This is a genomic window from Paenibacillus cineris, assembly GCF_018333335.1.
Taxonomy (GTDB): Bacteria; Bacillota; Bacilli; order Paenibacillales; family Paenibacillaceae; genus Paenibacillus_AQ; species Paenibacillus_AQ favisporus.
This window is the reverse complement of the sequence record NZ_BORU01000001.1, coordinates 1,909,724-1,925,804: the sequence shown is the minus strand read 5'-3', so window position 1 is coordinate 1,925,804 and position 16,081 is coordinate 1,909,724. Positions and strand designations below refer to the sequence as shown.

Annotated in this window: 11 protein-coding genes; 1 reads left to right on the top strand and 10 read right to left on the bottom strand. The window is 53.1% G+C overall.

Annotation, left to right across the window (positions count from 1 at the left end; translation table 11 throughout):
- Nucleotides 1-11: 11 nt before the first annotated feature.
- The 8 genes from KI379_RS09260 to KI379_RS09225 form a co-directional block, all read right to left on the bottom strand.
- Entirely contained in the window at nt 12-3,074 is a 3,063-nt protein-coding gene (locus KI379_RS09260; RefSeq protein WP_212983377.1) for a glycosyl hydrolase, read from the bottom strand.
- A gap of 14 nt (nt 3,075-3,088) precedes the next feature.
- Entirely contained in the window at nt 3,089-4,096 is a 1,008-nt protein-coding gene (locus tag KI379_RS09255; protein WP_089546743.1) for a glycoside hydrolase family 130 protein, read from the bottom strand.
- Nucleotides 4,097-4,130: 34 nt separating this feature from the next.
- Entirely contained in the window at nt 4,131-4,958 is an 828-nt protein-coding gene (locus tag KI379_RS09250) for a carbohydrate ABC transporter permease (RefSeq protein ID WP_212983376.1), read from the bottom strand.
- A 13-nt stretch (nt 4,959-4,971) separates the two neighbouring features.
- Nucleotides 4,972-5,874, bottom strand: a complete 903-nt coding sequence (locus KI379_RS09245; protein WP_089546741.1) for a carbohydrate ABC transporter permease — start codon at nt 5,872-5,874, stop codon at nt 4,972-4,974.
- 76 nt (nt 5,875-5,950) lie between these two features.
- Nucleotides 5,951-7,312: an ABC transporter substrate-binding protein gene (locus KI379_RS09240; RefSeq protein WP_212983375.1), complete on the bottom strand. Its 1,362-nt coding sequence runs from the start codon at nt 7,310-7,312 to the stop codon at nt 5,951-5,953.
- 191 nt (nt 7,313-7,503) lie between these two features.
- Entirely contained in the window at nt 7,504-9,153 is a 1,650-nt protein-coding gene (locus tag KI379_RS09235) for a response regulator (protein WP_212983374.1), read from the bottom strand.
- Entirely contained in the window at nt 9,116-10,945 is a 1,830-nt protein-coding gene (locus KI379_RS09230) for a sensor histidine kinase (protein WP_212983373.1), read from the bottom strand. The genes KI379_RS09235 and KI379_RS09230 overlap by 38 nt, the downstream gene beginning before the upstream one ends.
- Nucleotides 10,946-11,037: 92 nt before the next feature.
- A complete protein-coding gene (locus KI379_RS09225; protein ID WP_212983372.1) occupies nt 11,038-11,871 on the bottom strand; it encodes an AraC family transcriptional regulator in 834 nt (277 codons plus the stop codon).
- 148 nt (nt 11,872-12,019) lie between these two features.
- Between KI379_RS09225 and KI379_RS09220 the strand changes: the two genes are divergently transcribed.
- Entirely contained in the window at nt 12,020-13,147 is a 1,128-nt protein-coding gene (locus KI379_RS09220) for a glycoside hydrolase family 88/105 protein (protein WP_256992779.1), read from the top strand.
- Between the two features lie 156 nt (nt 13,148-13,303).
- On the opposite strand, the gene KI379_RS09215 is transcribed toward KI379_RS09220, so the two are convergent.
- Both KI379_RS09215 and KI379_RS09210 read right to left on the bottom strand, forming a co-directional pair.
- The gene (locus KI379_RS09215; RefSeq protein ID WP_212983371.1) at nt 13,304-15,235 is read right to left on the bottom strand and encodes an FtsX-like permease family protein; all 1,932 of its coding nucleotides are present in this window, start codon (nt 15,233-15,235) and stop codon (nt 13,304-13,306) included.
- The gene (locus KI379_RS09210) at nt 15,210-15,983 is read right to left on the bottom strand and encodes an ABC transporter ATP-binding protein (protein ID WP_373309544.1); all 774 of its coding nucleotides are present in this window, start codon (nt 15,981-15,983) and stop codon (nt 15,210-15,212) included. The genes KI379_RS09215 and KI379_RS09210 overlap by 26 nt, the downstream gene beginning before the upstream one ends.
- Between the last annotated feature and the right edge of the window lie 98 nt (nt 15,984-16,081).

The window sequence follows — 16,081 nt, the reverse complement described above, 5'->3', positions numbered from 1 at the left end:
TGTATGCCTGTTTATAAAGCCCCCGGCATTTCAAGCACAATCTGCGGAACTTCTGAAAGCCCAAACCTGACAAAAGCATATCGCTGCACATATATCGGGGTATCGGGAGAGAGATCCTTGTCCGTCCATCCGGGTTTGTTCTTAAAGCTGTCCGGGCCCACCTTATATACCTCGCCTTTGACATGGTGATGAGGACCAAGCACATTCCGGCAGCTCCCCGTAAGTTCCAATTCGATTCGATTCGCCCCCGGCTGTAAGTACGGCGTAATATCGCCCTCATACGGCTCCCACACGAAAGCACGGATCTCCCTTCCGTTAATTCTCAGGCGGCTGACAATGGCATCCGGCGGTTCACGGAACTGCCAAAGTGCCCGATTCCAACCGTTTTGCGGCACGACGACGGTCTGCTCCAGTGTGACCGAACCTGCAAAAAATGGAAATCCCTGCCCGGCTAGGTCATTGGCATGAATCTCAGCGGGCTGCTCGGCCAGGAAAAAAGGTCCCTCGTTAAAAACGGCACGGCGTTCCCCGAACGACCACGGCGATGCAGACTGAACCGAAAAGTCTCCCAGCACATAGATGCTTTCCAGCTCCGTTTCCAGCGTGAGCTTGTTGCCTTCGGATTCGAATTGTTCAGCGCGTTCCAATGCCCGGCTTACCTCGGCAGAATGGAGAAAAGTTGTCGTCAAACCGATTCGGTTGACGCCCTTTTGGATCAGCCCCCGGATATCCACTTTTTTAAAGGAAGTGTCTATCCACCAGCCTGCGGCTACGGATTCAAGCGGTTGACCGTTGATCATTATCTGAAACCGCTCGGGATTTTCCATGATAACAAACATGGGTTGGTTTGCCGCTGGGCTCACCTGGCTTAAAAATTTGTATTCCAGCTCAACCTTGACGGGACGGCCAAGCTGAAGTAAATGATCTTGAACGCGAAACATCGGAACAGGTTCAGACCACTTGCCGTTTTCGACCCGGAAACGGCATGTGTCAAGCGTCAGGCAGTTCATGCTCGCTGCGGTGATCCTCCACGGCTCATTAAGCCGGATAACCGCTTTATTCCCCGGTTCATCCGTCATTTTCAGGGGCACCCGAATATGCTGCTTCTTCGCCGGATTCAGCTTGATCAGCAGCGATCCTGCAGCGTGCAGCGGTAAGGTCACCTGCAGGCCGCCATCGATCGCCTCCCAGTTAACAACAGGTCGAACCTCCCCGTTTTCCAAGTCGATCAAAGATAGTTCACCGGAACGATAAATGCGGACTTTCACTTCCCCATAACTTATCTCATCCGAATTGACCAAATAGAACAATGTGGAACCGTCGATCTCCAGTTCCTGAACGTTAATTCCTTCGGATACCAAAGGTACATTCGATGAATCCGTCAGACTGATGCTCTGAGGTACTATGCAGAACAAATGCTGCACCAACGCTTCCCGGTTCCAGTCAGGCTTCCTCGCCTTGGCGATCCACCCGCAGGCTTCCGGTCCTGGTTCCCCGCCGATGAGCCGCGGAAAAGGCTCGAAGGCCAGCACGGCACCGCCTTTCTGAACAAATTGCTGAAGAAGCTCTGACACCCTCGGTCCTACGGTGACGGATGGCGGGACGATAACGACGCTGTATGCGGCATCGCCAACCCAAAAACGCCCTTCCTGAACGAAGCCGTGACGCTCAATAATAAACTCGCTTCCGTAGTCGTGCCCGATCAGCGATTGGCACAGCCAGCGCGACAACTGCGCAAAAGCCTCGTGGTACGGCTCGATAGCGGAAGTATCCGTGCCCGACTGGAGAACCCAAGCCGACCGGGCCGGATGCAGCAGAAGTACCTCCGCCTGCCGACTGCCCTCCCCCAGCAGCATGGACAGCCTGGCGAAATAATCATTGAACAGCCGGTAATCTGGCCACCAGGGCTGCTGATAGAAAATTGAAGGAGGGTAATCCCGTTTGCGCAAGCCTTGCAGAGAATAGCTCTGCAAATGCGGACACATGAGATTGATGCCATGCACGAACTGCCACTCCCCGATCCGCCGAAGCTCCTGCAGGCTGACGTTCCAGCCTGAGCAACCGAAGCTCTCCATGATCGCTTGACCTTTGCCTAGCTGCCTAGCGACCGAGCTCACCTGCTTCGGTACGATCGGATCGTCGCCCACGAACCGTCCCAGCCAGTCACAGCCCGGAATTTGCAGGTATTCGTAGAAGACCAGCGGGTCGCCGACCGCGGTCACCTGATCCATCAGCGTCTGCTCATCCACAACATGACCCGTTGCGGACCATCCCCTTCTCCCGCACCATTCGCTGATTTGCTTGGCATAAGCCTCTGTAAATAATTCCGTGACGCAGCGCCAATAGTCGTATCGGACCTTACGGCAGCCTTCCGTTTCTATAAATAAGGCAGGCAGGTGGGCAAAAAGGGGGTAGCCGCACTTTTGCTCAAAAACAGCGGCCAGCTCGAACGACCACGGCAGCTGCCGGCGAGCGAACTGCGGTTCATCGGTAAATACGCCTCGAATTACCGACCCGTACGCTTCTCCGAACCGTTCCCAATAGGCATCATAAATTTCTCTTATAAAAGCGCCGACCGCCTGCTTGCTCAGCGTATCTATATAACAGGGATTGACTTCGTAATACACACGAATGTCAGCTTTGTCGAGCTCTTCCGTGCCCAGAAGGCGGAATCCTTGATTCGTCCGCATATATAACGCAATCGTGCCTTCGGTCCTGCCATCTAACGGAGCGTATTCAACAGCCAATCTCTTTTGCTGGTACTCCAATCCCAGTGCGGGAATTCTACCGTCTCCAAATCCGCTTGGCCAGCCGTTCTCATCATACAACCAAGGCTCCAAGCCGAGCTCCTGGCACTTCTCGATGCAAAGCCGAACGGCCTCCATCCATTCGTCCCCCATGTAGGGCGTCTGAAGGCCGCCCCGGGCATGCATGAAAAAACCCCCGATGCCGGCGTGATGCATCTCCTCGATCTGCCGAATGAGTTCGTCCGGGTCCAACCGTTCATTCCAGGACCATAGCGGCACCGGACGGTATCGGGATGGCGGATCCTCCAGCTGCTCCCATACTGTCATAATCCATCCCCCCATTAGCTTTCCAGGCATAATTTCAACAGATCATCGATGTGGGCCGAAGCCAGGCACTCCACCGTATCTGCCGCGCCGTAATATATTTTCACTTCGCCGTCATCCTCCTGCACCATGCCTCCCGGAAAAATCACGTTGTTGCGGAAACCGCCCTCGGTCTCATATTGCAGCTCAGGGACAAGCAGCGGTTCACGGTACATACCGACGATTTTCCTTGGATTCTCTAAATCGAGCAGCATGAGTCCTGCCGTGTAGCGCTTCTTCCACGCGTCCTCCCATCCGTTTTTGCCTCGCCTAGAATCGATGTCTACCGCATGGAACGTCGTAAGCCACCCTTTCGCCGTTTTGATCGGCGGGGCAGCCGGCCCAATTTTGTCGTTGGCAAACGGGACCTGCTCAACCGCCAGCAGCAGATCGGAATTCCCCCAGTATTTGAGGTCGGGCGATTCGGAAATCCACATGTCGAACCGGTCGACCCCGCCCCGGCTGTACACGGTGAACGGCCGCTCCAGTCGGACATAGTTGCCCCCGATTGTCTCCGGGAACAGCACCATGTTTCGCAAATCCGGCGTGGACAGGCTCAGGATTTCAAAACTGATGAAATCGTCCGTGACGGCGACCCCGCCCCGGATGCCGTGATGGGTATCGACAGCAAAGCACATGTAACAGCGACCGTCGATCACCGTCAGCCGCGGATCGTAGGCTCTGACAATTTCCTCGTCATAAAGCTTAAAACACGGCTTCGGCTGCACGTCCCAGTGAATGCCGTCGCTGCTGAACGCGACGCCGAGATCCGTCGTATGATGCGGCTCAAGCGTCTGCTCCTCTGGCGATCCGTAATCATTACGGAATATCATGACGTACCTTCCATTGAACTTGGTGACACCTGCATTAAAGACCAGCGCCGTTGGGTAGGGCACGCGCGATGCATCCAGAATAGGATTCAGCGGGTGCCGCCCGATGACGGAACTGGATGAGAGCTCTCCTATAATCGGCATACGTAAACTCATATTGAATACAACCTCCCAGATTCAATTGCCGCGGTTACCCCTTTAGGGAGCCCGCAGTCATCTTCATAAACGACTTGTTGGCAAACAGATACACGACGAGGATCGGCAGGATCGACAAACAGGCCCCCGCCATCATATAGTGCGTTTGCGATGCCGCAGAGACACCGTATTTCAGGTTCGCCAGTCCCACGGTCAGCGTTTGAAGCTCCGGCTTGCTCAGCGTAAACACAAACGGAAGGAGGTACTCATTCCAAGCTCCACGGAAAGCGAACAGCGCACAAACCCCCAGTCCTGGGGTAAGCAGGGGCAGGACGATCGTCCAGAACGTCCGACCCCGCGAACAGCCGTCGATCCGAGCCGCCTCGTCCAACTCCTTGGGGATGCCGCTCATAAAGCTCTGCAGGATAAAAAAGGCGGACGCGTGCGCGCTGATCAGGATCAAGACAACACCCCATAGCGTATTGTGCAGGTGAAGCTTGATCATAAGCTCAAACTGTGGACGCAGCACCACCGCGCCGATGGCGACGAACATCGTAAACGCCTGCATGCCCACATACGCTTTTTTACCTGGGAAGTCCATCCGGTTAACGACGTAGGCAGCCATTGAGGAAACGAACAAAATGCCGATGGTCGAAGTGACGGCAACGAAGAGACTGTTCACCGTGTAAGTTGAAAAGTTGGCCTGCTTCCAGGCCTCTGAATAGTTGCTAAACTGCCAAATCGTCGGCATGATCGTAGCGCCTGCGGTCAGCTCGGCGTTGGTTTTGAACGAACCCAATATCGTGATGAGCACCGGGAACAGCGTCAGAAACGCGACCAGAAGCAAAAACACCCACATCACGGCTCTCGATGCGATTTTCATGAACGCGTCCCTCCTATTCGTATTGGCTCATCCGCTTGGAGCCGTAGAAATAAAGAATCGTTATCAGACCGACGATGACGGCCGTGACGAAAGCGACCGCACTGCCATACCCCATCTCCTGAATCTGCGTCGCAGCACCCGATCCGGCTGTAGGGAAGAACAGCTTGTAAACGTAGAGAAACATGACGTTGGTTTTTCCCACGGGGCCCCCGTCGGTCATGACCATAATGCTCTCGTAGCCTTTGAGCGCATTGATGATGGCCAGCATAATAATCATCTGCATGACCGGTCCAAGCATCGGAATGGTAATATAGCGAAACTGCTGGAGCTTATTCGCTCCATCCAGGGCGGAGCTCTCATATACATCCTCGGGAATGTTCTGCAGACCGGCCAGAAACAGGAGCATATAGTTGCCGACGGCGCCCCAAACCGCCACCAGGATGACGGTCAGCATCGAGTAATCAACGCCCAGCCAGTCCACAGCGCTGCCAATCAGTTTATATTTCATCAGAAATTGGTTCAGGATGCCGTTGTACGAATTGAAGATCGTGAAGAATACGACCGCCATGACGGCTGTGCTGATAATCGTCGGCATAAATATAATGGCGCGAAGCACGTTCCTGCCCCGGATTTTCTGATTTAACAGGACGGCCAGAATGAGGGCAAGCGGAATCGAAAGCACCAGCTTGCCGCCGGCATACACAAACGTATTCACGACGGAATTCCAGAACTCATGATCCTTAAACACGCGCGTAAAATTATCGAGGCCGATGAATTTCTCGGCTCCGTAACCTTTGTAGTCGTAGAACATATATCGCATGGCCCAGGCGATCGGATAGATGCCAAGAACAGCCGTTAGAATAAAGCTCGGCAGGATATAGCTGTAAGAAAAGGCGAGGTTCTTCGCTTTATTCATCTTCTCTCACTCCTTGTGATCTCTTTCGCCCGGATAGGAAAGGGATGGGGCTTCCCCCATCCCGCCGGACGATTGTTTATTTGGTGTATTGTCCGGCCAACTTTGCAGGGTCGAAATCAGGCATTGGTTCGGCCTTGACTTCACCGCTGGCTTTGGCGGCATCGAGTGCCGAATTATACCGTTGATTCAGATCCGCGATGATCGCGTCCAGGTCCCCTCCGCTGACGATGTACTTAAAGAAGGCGTCGTCTGACTTGGTACCTTGAACCGCTACAGTGGGAGCGACCGGCCATACGCCGTCGTATTGGTTCGGCAGGAAACCTTCAATGCCCTTAACGCTCGGCGTAGCTGCAACCTCGCTTACGGACGGCACCATGGCGATGCCAAAGCCCTTCTCCTGATACTGCTTGAGCGTTGAATCGTTGTACATGTACTGCATGAATTTCCAAGCCACTTCCTTTTCCTGGGTCTTGGAACTGATGGCAAGCCACTGGCCGCCAAGGAAGCCGGAAGCACCTTTGAAGTCGCCGTCGATAGATGGAGCAGGTGCAGCTGCCCAGTCGATCTTCGCCGGAAACTGCGATTGGTAGACGCCGGCTTCCGCCGAGAACGAGAGATACATGCCGATTTTCCCTTCCGCAAACTGTGCCCGCAGCGGATCGATGTCCAGGGACTCGACGCCGGGCAGCATGCTGCCGTCATCCTTGATTTGCTTGAACGCCTCGATGATCGGCTTAAAGGGACCGAAGTCATAGCGCGCCGTCTTGAAGTCGTAACCAAAACCGCCATATCCACTGACTTCGGCGATAACCCGCGCGGAGCGTCCCAGCGCACTCGCCGGGCTCTTGAAGTTCTGTGCGAAACCATAAGCTCCGCTGCCCTTGCCAACTTCAGTGATCTTCTTGGCGTCCGCGACGAGCTCATCCAGCGTGGTCGGTGGACTGGTGATACCTGCCTTTTCAAAGAGCTCCTTGTTATAGATCAGACGCATCGTCGTCCCGTAGTTCGGCAGGCTGTAGCGTTTGCCGTCAAAGCTGTTCAGGTTATCCATGAGCGGAAACTTTTCTTTAAGCTCATCCGTCATGAACTCGTCAATCGGTGATAAAAAGCCTTTCTTGTAGAACGTCTGAATCGTGTTTTCCTTGACGCGGATCACGTCAGGCGCTTCCGAAGTCTGAAATGACATGTCCAGCGCCTGGTCGAAGTCATCGCCCTTGATGACCAGTTCCACTTCAATGTGATCCGGATTCGTTTTGTTAAATTCGTCAACCAGTTCCTTGATGTACTCGGAGTCGTGGCGGTCACCGGTCCAATAAGTAATTTTCGTCTTCGAACCGGGGGATCCGGATTCCGGATTGGCCGAATCCTTGCTTCCGCATGCCGTTATTCCTCCGATGATGGCCACGCACAACGCTGCGGCCCACAATTTTTTCTTCATCGTTTGACCTCCCTAATCTTCTGTCCAGACTGTTCTTCCCCATTATAAATTCATGTAAGTTCCTGCATAATGCGGGAAACCACACATTCAGGGCAGGTTTTTCCACACCTCATCAGCAGAGCAGCCCTGCTTTCGTCCATGACAAGAAAGCAGGGCTGCTCTTCAGTTAAATAGGTAAAATGAATGGTGCTCTAGGCCATATCCACTGGCGGCTCCATCTTCCCCGTGCTGTACAATTTAAACTCGGACGGGGTCATATTCGTATGCTTCTTGAAAATTTCGCTGAAATACCGCCGGTGCTCGTAACCCAGCGACTGCGCGATTTCCTGCACCTGATATCCGGCGATCAGCATTTCCTTGGCTTTTTCCATCCGCTGGTGAATCAGGAACTGCTGATAGGAGATGCCGATCACTTTTTTAAACAGGTTGGAAAAATATCCGGGGCTGATATTAAACTGTTTCGAGCAGTGTTCCAGTGAGAGATTCAGGTGGAGGTTGGCGCAGATATAATCCTTGGCCCGATAAACCAGCTTCGTTGGCTCGTCCGAGCGTTCCCGTTCGATCCAAGAGCACGCCTCCAGACAGATATCCTTCACCGAATCTTTCATGGTCTGGAAAGAGGACTGATCCGCGTCCGAGATCGAATGCCACATATCTTCCAGCCGGCTTACCCGCTCCTGCGTGAACAGTTCCAGCATCGTCCGGCACATTTTCGATACGAGCTCAAAGCATAAATTTTTCACATAACGGGGTTCCGGCAGCGGATCACACTGTAGCAATCCATTGAAAATCTGCTCCAGGATCAAGCGGCATTTATCCGCGTTGCCCGACTGCAGTGCGAAAAGAAACTCCTGTTCCGTCGCAGCGGAATAGTTCGGCAGAAGCTGCCTCTGCTCAGGTTGGGACAAGCGATTGTAGCTGGTGATGCCGTTTCCTTCGGTATAAAAGTGGTAGGCCAGGGCACTGACTGCTTGATTGTAGGCCAACGGCAGCTCTTCAATAGTTGCCACGCCCTGCCCAAGCCCGATGGATACCGTGGAGCGGGTGAATTGGAAAATATTATGACGGCAGGCTTCCGAAACCTGTTCGGCAAGCAAATGGTCCGAACCGTTTATGAGACAGACAAAGCGGTTTACCGCCTCGCTGAATACCACGCCATTTGTGAAAGAAAGTATCGTCTCCTCGAGAATATTCCGGAGGCTGAACCTAATCAGCTCTACCTCGCGTACCGGCTGGGAACGGTACTTATCCATGAAATGGTCCAGTTCCACGATGAACAACTGAAAATGTGCCGGCTCCAAACGGATGCCCAGCCGGTCCCATTGACGCGAGGCTGCCTCCGTGCTTACAGGATGTTTAATCAGGAGCGACAAGTACTCCTGCTGCAGAACAGGAAGGCTTTTCCGTATATCCTGCTCCAGCTCCAGCCTTTTTGACTGCTCCAGCCGCTCAGTGTCCGAAGCCTCCTTGGCTCTCAGCACGACGCTGACGATCTCATCAATGGAAAACGGCTTTTTGACGAAGTCGAATGCTCCGAGGTGAATCGCCTGGCGGGTATAAGAAAAATCTGTATAGGCGCTTAAAATAACGATTTTCGTGGCAGGGGCGATTTTCAAAATCGCCCGGGTCATGGCCAGCCCATCCATTTTCGGCATCCGGATATCGGTCAGAACGATGTCGGGCTTCGTCTCCTTTACCATTCTTATGCCTTCTTCTCCGTCAAGTGCCGTTCCCGCCACTACGATTTGATAATCCGTCCACCTCGGCTTTTGTGAAATCATGTCAACGACGCTCTTGATATCGTCAATAATACACAGCTTGGTCATGGTTTGCTTCCTCATTCAATCCACCTTCCCCTGATGTCATCGGTATCCACAAGTCGGTTCTAGAGCCCGTGCCGGGTATACTGGATAAGACCATCCTTGCTTCTTCACCGTAAAAAAGGCGCAGCCGGTGTTTAATGTTTTTCAGCGCATAACCCTTCTTCGATGAAGGGGCCAGCAGCAGCGCCTGCTCCACCTTATCTACGTCCATCCCTTTGCCGTTATCTTCGATCGTCAGGTGAAGCCGGTCCCCATCCCTGCCTGCAGTGATCCGAATTTCTCCACCGGAGGTGAAGTCCTCGAAGCCGTGCTGGATGCTGTTCTCAACGATAGGCTGAAGCAGAATTTTGGGGAGAGGGCACCGCAGAAGCTCTTCATCGGTGACGCTGGCTTCGTAACGAAACAGGCCTTCATAACATTTCTGTTGAATGGCGCAGTACTGCTGAACATGGGACAATTCCTCCTCAAGTGAATTCCAGTCCTTGCCCCCGCTTAAGCCGATCTGAAACATTTGGGATAAAGCCATGATCATGTCATTGACGTCGTCATTCTCGCCCAGGACCGACTTGCAATAAATCGTATTTAGCGTGTTATATAGAAAATGCGGCTCCATCTGGGCCGTCAGCGCCCGCATCTCTGCTTTGAGCTTCCCTGCCTCGCTCTCTCTTACGTCATCGATCAGCCGGTTGATCTCGTCGAGCATCCGGTTGAATTGATAGCCGACTTGGGCGACCTCGTCATTAGAGCGGCTGGAGAACCGGACGTTCAGGCGATTGTCCTCCACTTCCCTCATCAGCCTTTGCAGCTTGAACAGCGGGAGCAGAAGCAGCGAGGTCAGCTTGCCCGACAGGAGCCAAGACAGCAGGAGGAAGACCACCATAATCAGTATGGTTGTTCGCTTGACGCCGTTCATTTGAGCCAGCAGCTTGTCCTTTTGCTGAATCCCGAACAGACGCCAGTCAGGAACCATGGAGGACTTCGTGTAATTGACCAGGTAAACGGTCCGGCCGAATTTGTGGAAAAAGAATCCTTGACTGCTCTCGGAAATGCTGCGCAGAAACGGCTCATCCTGATTCAGCGGATGCTGAAGGGACCAGGCCGTTTGAATGACCTCCTCCCCACCGGAGTCCACGATAAAGTAATCGTCATCGTCATTTGCGGTATGCTTGTTCACCGTGTTGATGAGGCCGTTCTCATTGACGTTAACCACAACAAAAACATTCGTGCTTGTAATATTGCCCTGCGTACCTTTTGTCATAAAGGAGACGACCCTGCTGTTCCCCGTAAAGAATTTGTCAGTATGGCCTTTCACCCACAGGCCGCCGTCATTGTCTTTGATATCGTAATAAAAATTGGATTCGTAGAAGGACTGGGTCTGGGAGCGCCGCTGCGATACGGGGTAAAAATCGCCGATCGGCGTGGCGATCAGGATGCTTTCGATCAGCGGCTCGTTAAACGTGACTTGAGACAGCACATACTGCAGCTCCGACAGATGCACGTAATAATTCGCGATCGTATTGCTCTGGACATCCAGCATCATCTGTTTAAAAGCATCGCTGAGCATTAGCGACCGCACCGAAGTCGAGATGCTGTAGAGCTTATCGTCCAGTATCTGGGCCGTTTTATTTACCGTCTCCTGACTGGACGCAAAAGCGTTCCTCTGCAGCTCTCTTCCTGCAATCCCGTAGGCTGCGATACCGACTGTTCCGACTGCAAGCGTTATCATCACAATAAAGGCCAAACGGACCCTCTGTTTGAAGGAGACCCTATACATCCTCTGTTTGATCCGGTCCGTCCACTGGATAGTCATAGCTTGATCTCCCCTGCTTTCCATGAGTTCCAACCCTTAAATCTATGGATTCACATATATTAATCTCAATTGGCCTTGACGACAAGCGCCTGCTATTTTCCCTTTCTATAATATAAAGGCGCATGTCCCGTAACCGATTTGAACACCCGGCCAAAATGCGTAACGCTCCCGAAACCCACCTTCCTGGCAATAAGATTTACCTTCAAAGTCGTCTGCTCGAGCAGATGTTTGGCTTCCTTGATTCGGACGCTGTTCACATACTCTACAAAGGTAAAACCTGTAGCAACCTTAAAAAACCTGCTCAAATAATAGGGGCTGGTGTAAAACCTTTCTGCTAACCCATGAAGCGTCAGGTCCTGCATATAATGCTGGTTGATATAATGGACGACTTCCGAGATCCGTTCATGCATGGGGCTAGGCGCTTCCGGACTCTCCGGAAGAGCTTGGCCCGCATGCCTGCAGCAAAGGATGAGCAGCTGCAGCACCAAGGCCTGTGCGTACATGTCGAAGCCCGGTCGCTGGTCCTGCACCTCCTGGATAATGCCCCGTGAAATCGCCTCAACGGAGGACCGGCTATAGGGCGAGCATTTGACAATGACGCATTCCTGATCGAACAGCGGCTGCAATATGTCCTTATAGGCGCCGTTCAGTGCCATAAAGCATTCATGAATGTTGACGACGAGGCGTTCATGCCTGGGCATCGCCGCATTGGTCGTCCGATGCAGAATGTTGGGAGGAACGATGACGACATCCCCTTCGCTGACCACCATTGTCCGGTCCTTAATGAAAAATTCGCGGCTGCCTGACATCAAATAATAAACTTCGTATGTACTGTGAAAATGGCTGGACGGCATATGATGGCTTAACGCCTTCCGGTAGGACACCGAGAAGGTCCCCTCTGCGTTTTCATAGTTAACCTCACTCAATTTATATCCAACCTCCCCACCGGTTTGCCTATATTATACGCTCCTTCCGAATTGGCGCAAGATATAAGAAGAATTTGCGTATTCGAGCAAAAACCGTACATTTTCCTGTGCTAATCTAGGCATAAGCACAAAGAGGAGGAATGAGACCGTGAACACGTCAGAACTTCAATCCAAGCAGCAGCTGCAGGAGAAAAGAACGCCCATTCAATGGGCCGAACAAGCCTGCGAAGCATTAATGGCCAAATTCGAACCCGAACAGCTTCCGCCGGACCGTTTCCATTATCACCAGGGGGTCTTTCTGTCGGGCATGGAGAAATGCTGGAGGCAAACCGGTAAAGATCAATATTTTGACTACATTAAACGTTGGGTGGACAGTCAGATTCTCGCCGACGGCAGCATCAAAAAGTACAACCCCGATGAGCTCGATGACATCCAGCCTGGTGTGCTTCTTTTCAACCTGTTTGAACAAACGGGAGACGAACGTTACAAACAAGCGCTGCACACGCTTGCACCATTGCTGAAGTCATGGAGAACCAACCCGTCGGGCGGATTCTGGCACAAGGGGCACTGCCCGAATCAAATGTGGCTGGACGGCCTATACATGGCCGGACCGATCGCCGTTCAGTTCGGCAGGACGTTCGGCGACAGCGAATACTTTGACATGATGGCTTATCAGGCAATTCTGATGTCGAAGCATACCAAGGACCCGGGCACCGGACTCATGTACCACGGATGGGATGAAACCAAAGAAGCGTCCTGGGCCGATCCGGAAACGGGGCTCGCTCCGGAGTTCTGGGGGCGCGCCATTGGCTGGTATCCCGTCGCCCTGCTGGAAATGTTCGAATACCTGCCAGAGGATCATCAAGACAAAGCTGCGCTAACCGTCATCCTGCAGGATCTGCTCGCGGCTTTGCCGAAATACCAGGATCCCGCGTCAGGCTTATGGTACCAGGTTGTCGACAAGGGCGACCGCCCGGACAACTGGCTGGAAAGTTCCTGTACCGCCCTGTACGTACACGCCATTGCCAAAGCGGTGCGGTTCGGTTATTTGGACGAAAGTTATCTAGCGTACGCCTGGAAAGGATACCAGGGCGTCATCGACACGCTGAAATTTGACGAGAACGGACGTGTGATCATCGGCCAAATATGCATCGGCACAGGCATTGGGGACTACGCCCACTACATTGCCCGTCCTACGAGTGAGAACGACCTCCACGGCGCCGGCGCTTTTATTCTGATGTGCACGGAAATGAACTTGGCGAAGAAAGCAGGCTGAGGGCTGAACCGGAGCAAGCCGATCCCGCGCCCAAATCGTTTGAGTCCGTTTCCTAGGTACGGTCCTCGGCTCAGCTATGATTTTCCGGACTTCGAGTTTATGAAAAAAAACCGTCTCCACACCGGATGTACCGGAACGGAGACGGTTTTCTTCATTTTACACCATCACACGCTTGAGCTTGTGAACGTAACGCGAGCGTACGATCAGGAAGTATACCATCTGGACGATAACAAAAGCGATCGAAGCGAGCAGAACGGACGAATTCACTTCCCCGACCCCGAAGTCCTTACGGACGGCATTCAGCACGACGAGCGTCTGTATAACCGACACCATGATCGGAACGAAGTACAGCGCGGCGATCTGCAGCGTTGCGGCGCGGCTCATTTCCTGGATTTTCAGGCCGATTTTGGACATCGACTGGTACATCCGCTGATCCTGTGTCAGCTCATGGTGCAGCTTGAAATACAGGAAGCTAGCGGAGGAAATGGACAGAACCGCCGTAATGAAAATTCCGGCAAAGCTCATCATCGCGAAGGACTGCCTCAACGAGTAGTAATCCCCGCCCCGGGCGCTGATGATGTTTTCGGATTGGCCGCTCAATTCCCTGTCGATCCCCTCCTGCTTCAGCTTCATGCCAATGCTGATTTCCGGATCTCCTTCCGCAGGAACGGTACCTGTCGACCATTCGGGAATCATATACACGACGCTGCCCTGGATCCGGTTAGATTTCGGCTCAGAGGACAGAAGCTTCTTGTGCACCTGATATTCATCATCCGAAATAACCAGCATATCCGATACGGTAGGCGACACGTTCACGTCAGGCTTAATCGTATCGGTGATGTCCAGCTCGGCTTTCGTATCCCGAAGCGTAATCTTCCTGAGGTCGTACCAATCCGGACGCTCCCTTGATACCTCCGTGGCAGGGATGACATGCACCGCCTGATGGTAATCCAGCTTGCCAACCTTCGGTGCACCGGCGGCTTCCGCAAGTTGATTGTAAATGGACCGCGGCATAACCGAGACTGAAGAGGTTCTATCCTCCACCACGCTAAAATATTGCTCCGTACGAATCGTCTGATAGGTAATGCCTTGACGGCTCAGCGATTGGTCGATCAGCGCCAAATCACCCTTCAAGCTTGTGTCGTCATACACCGAAAGCCGGATGGCATACGGATTCGCCCTGTAATTATCTTTATTCGTCTCGTTGATGGACATCACGAACGCGACGCTCATGCAGGAAATAGCTGTGACGACCGTCACCATGAACAGCACTCTCGCATTGTCTTTCATTTTATAGGCCATTTCCGAAATCCAGATCAGGTTCGTCCCCTTCCACACCCACCTACGGCTGCGCTTCAAGAGACGCATGACGAGCACGGTAATTTGCGTGAAAAAGAAATACGTCCCCGCAATCCCGGTCACGGCGGCGAGAACGAGATTCACCCGGAGTGACATATAGCCTGCGGCCAGAAGGGCGATCCCGAATAAGGAAATCAGGATGGACGCCTTCGGTTCGGTTTTCGGCCGATTCGACCCCTGCAGCAGATGCAGGACGTGATTGCGGCGGATCAGGATCAGCGTAAACGCCGAAATCGCGATGAACAGCAGGGCGAACGCGGCCACCGTCAGCAGCACCGGTTTGACCGGAAGGTACAGCCCCAGCTTCTCCATGCCCACTACCTTTGCGCTCAGCAGCAGAAACAGCTTGGATAGAATGAGGCCGCTGCCGATCCCGGTCACGATGGACGATGCGCCGATGATCATATTTTCGATGAAGACCAGGCGGCTGATCTGGCCCTGCTCCGCCCCCAGAATCGTCAGGATGCCGAATTCCTTGTTTCTTGCCTTCAGAAAAGCCCCGATCGAGTAGAGCACAAACAGAAATGAAAAAATGTAAATGATGTACTCCATAATCAGCATGACCAGCATCGTCGTGTGTCCAAGCTCGGTCTTGTTGATGTCCGGATGGAAAATAAACAAAGCATACGTAAAAAACACCATCACCATAAAGCTGCTGCTGAGGTAGTAAGCGAAATAAGCCCTGGCGTTGCGCTTGACGTTGTTAAACGCGAATTGAGGAAAGCTCATGTGCGTTACCTCCCAGGAAAGACAGCATCTCGATGATCTTTTGGAAAAAGGCCTGCCGGCTCTCTCCCCGGTGAATTTCTCCCGACAGCTCGCCGTCCTTGATGAAAACCACCCGGTGGCAGTAGCTTGCGGCCTGGGGGTCATGCGTTACCAGCATCATCGTCACGCGGTCGGCGACGTTCAGCTTCTCCATCGTCTCCATCACGTTGCGGGAGGATGCGGAATCCAGCGCCCCGGTTGGCTCATCGGCGAGCAGCAGAGACGGCGAAGGGATGATCGCCCGCGCGATGGCCGCACGCTGCCGCTGTCCGCCGGAAATCTCATAGGTGCGTTTGTTTAAAATATCGGTAATGCCCAGCTTGTCTGCAATCCGCGTTAGCCGCGCTTCAATATCCGGCAGCTTCACCCGGTCCAGCGTCAGCGGAAGCACGATATTTTCGGCTACGGTAAGGGTATCCAGCAGGTTGAAGTCCTGAAAAACAAAGCCGAGCTGGCGCCGGCGGAATCCCGCCAGTTCCTTCTTTTTCAGCTTGTGGGGATTCTGCCCGTTGATCAGCACCTCCCCGGAGCTTGGCGCATCGATCGTGGAGACCATGTTCAGCAGCGTCGTTTTGCCGCTTCCCGAGGACCCCATAATGCCGACAAATTCGCCTTGCTTGATCGTCAGCTGAATATTCGTTAAGGCGCGGGTGGTTACTTTGCCCGGATAGACTTTGCTCAAGCCGGTTACTTTCAATATATCCGTCACAGGAATGCTCCTTTCTTGTCTGTCTTCTGTGATACCTCTACTGTAAAGCATAACCCGCAGCCGAAACTATGGATTCGTCTTACGCCAATCTTAAACCT

Bases quoted from the DNA above. Each gene is read 5' to 3' on its own strand.
- KI379_RS09260 (WP_212983377.1), bottom strand. From the start codon at position 3,074: ATGACAGTATGGGAGCAGCTGGAGGATCCGCCATCCCGATACCGTCCG.
- KI379_RS09255 (WP_089546743.1), bottom strand. From the start codon at position 4,096: ATGAGTTTACGTATGCCGATTATAGGAGAGCTCTCATCCAGTTCCGTC.
- KI379_RS09250 (WP_212983376.1), bottom strand. From the start codon at position 4,958: ATGAAAATCGCATCGAGAGCCGTGATGTGGGTGTTTTTGCTTCTGGTC.
- KI379_RS09245 (WP_089546741.1), bottom strand. From the start codon at position 5,874: ATGAATAAAGCGAAGAACCTCGCCTTTTCTTACAGCTATATCCTGCCG.
- KI379_RS09240 (WP_212983375.1), bottom strand. From the start codon at position 7,312: ATGAAGAAAAAATTGTGGGCCGCAGCGTTGTGCGTGGCCATCATCGGA.
- KI379_RS09235 (WP_212983374.1), bottom strand. From the start codon at position 9,153: ATGAGGAAGCAAACCATGACCAAGCTGTGTATTATTGACGATATCAAG.
- KI379_RS09230 (WP_212983373.1), bottom strand. From the start codon at position 10,945: ATGACTATCCAGTGGACGGACCGGATCAAACAGAGGATGTATAGGGTC.
- KI379_RS09215 (WP_212983371.1), bottom strand. From the start codon at position 15,235: ATGAGCTTTCCTCAATTCGCGTTTAACAACGTCAAGCGCAACGCCAGG.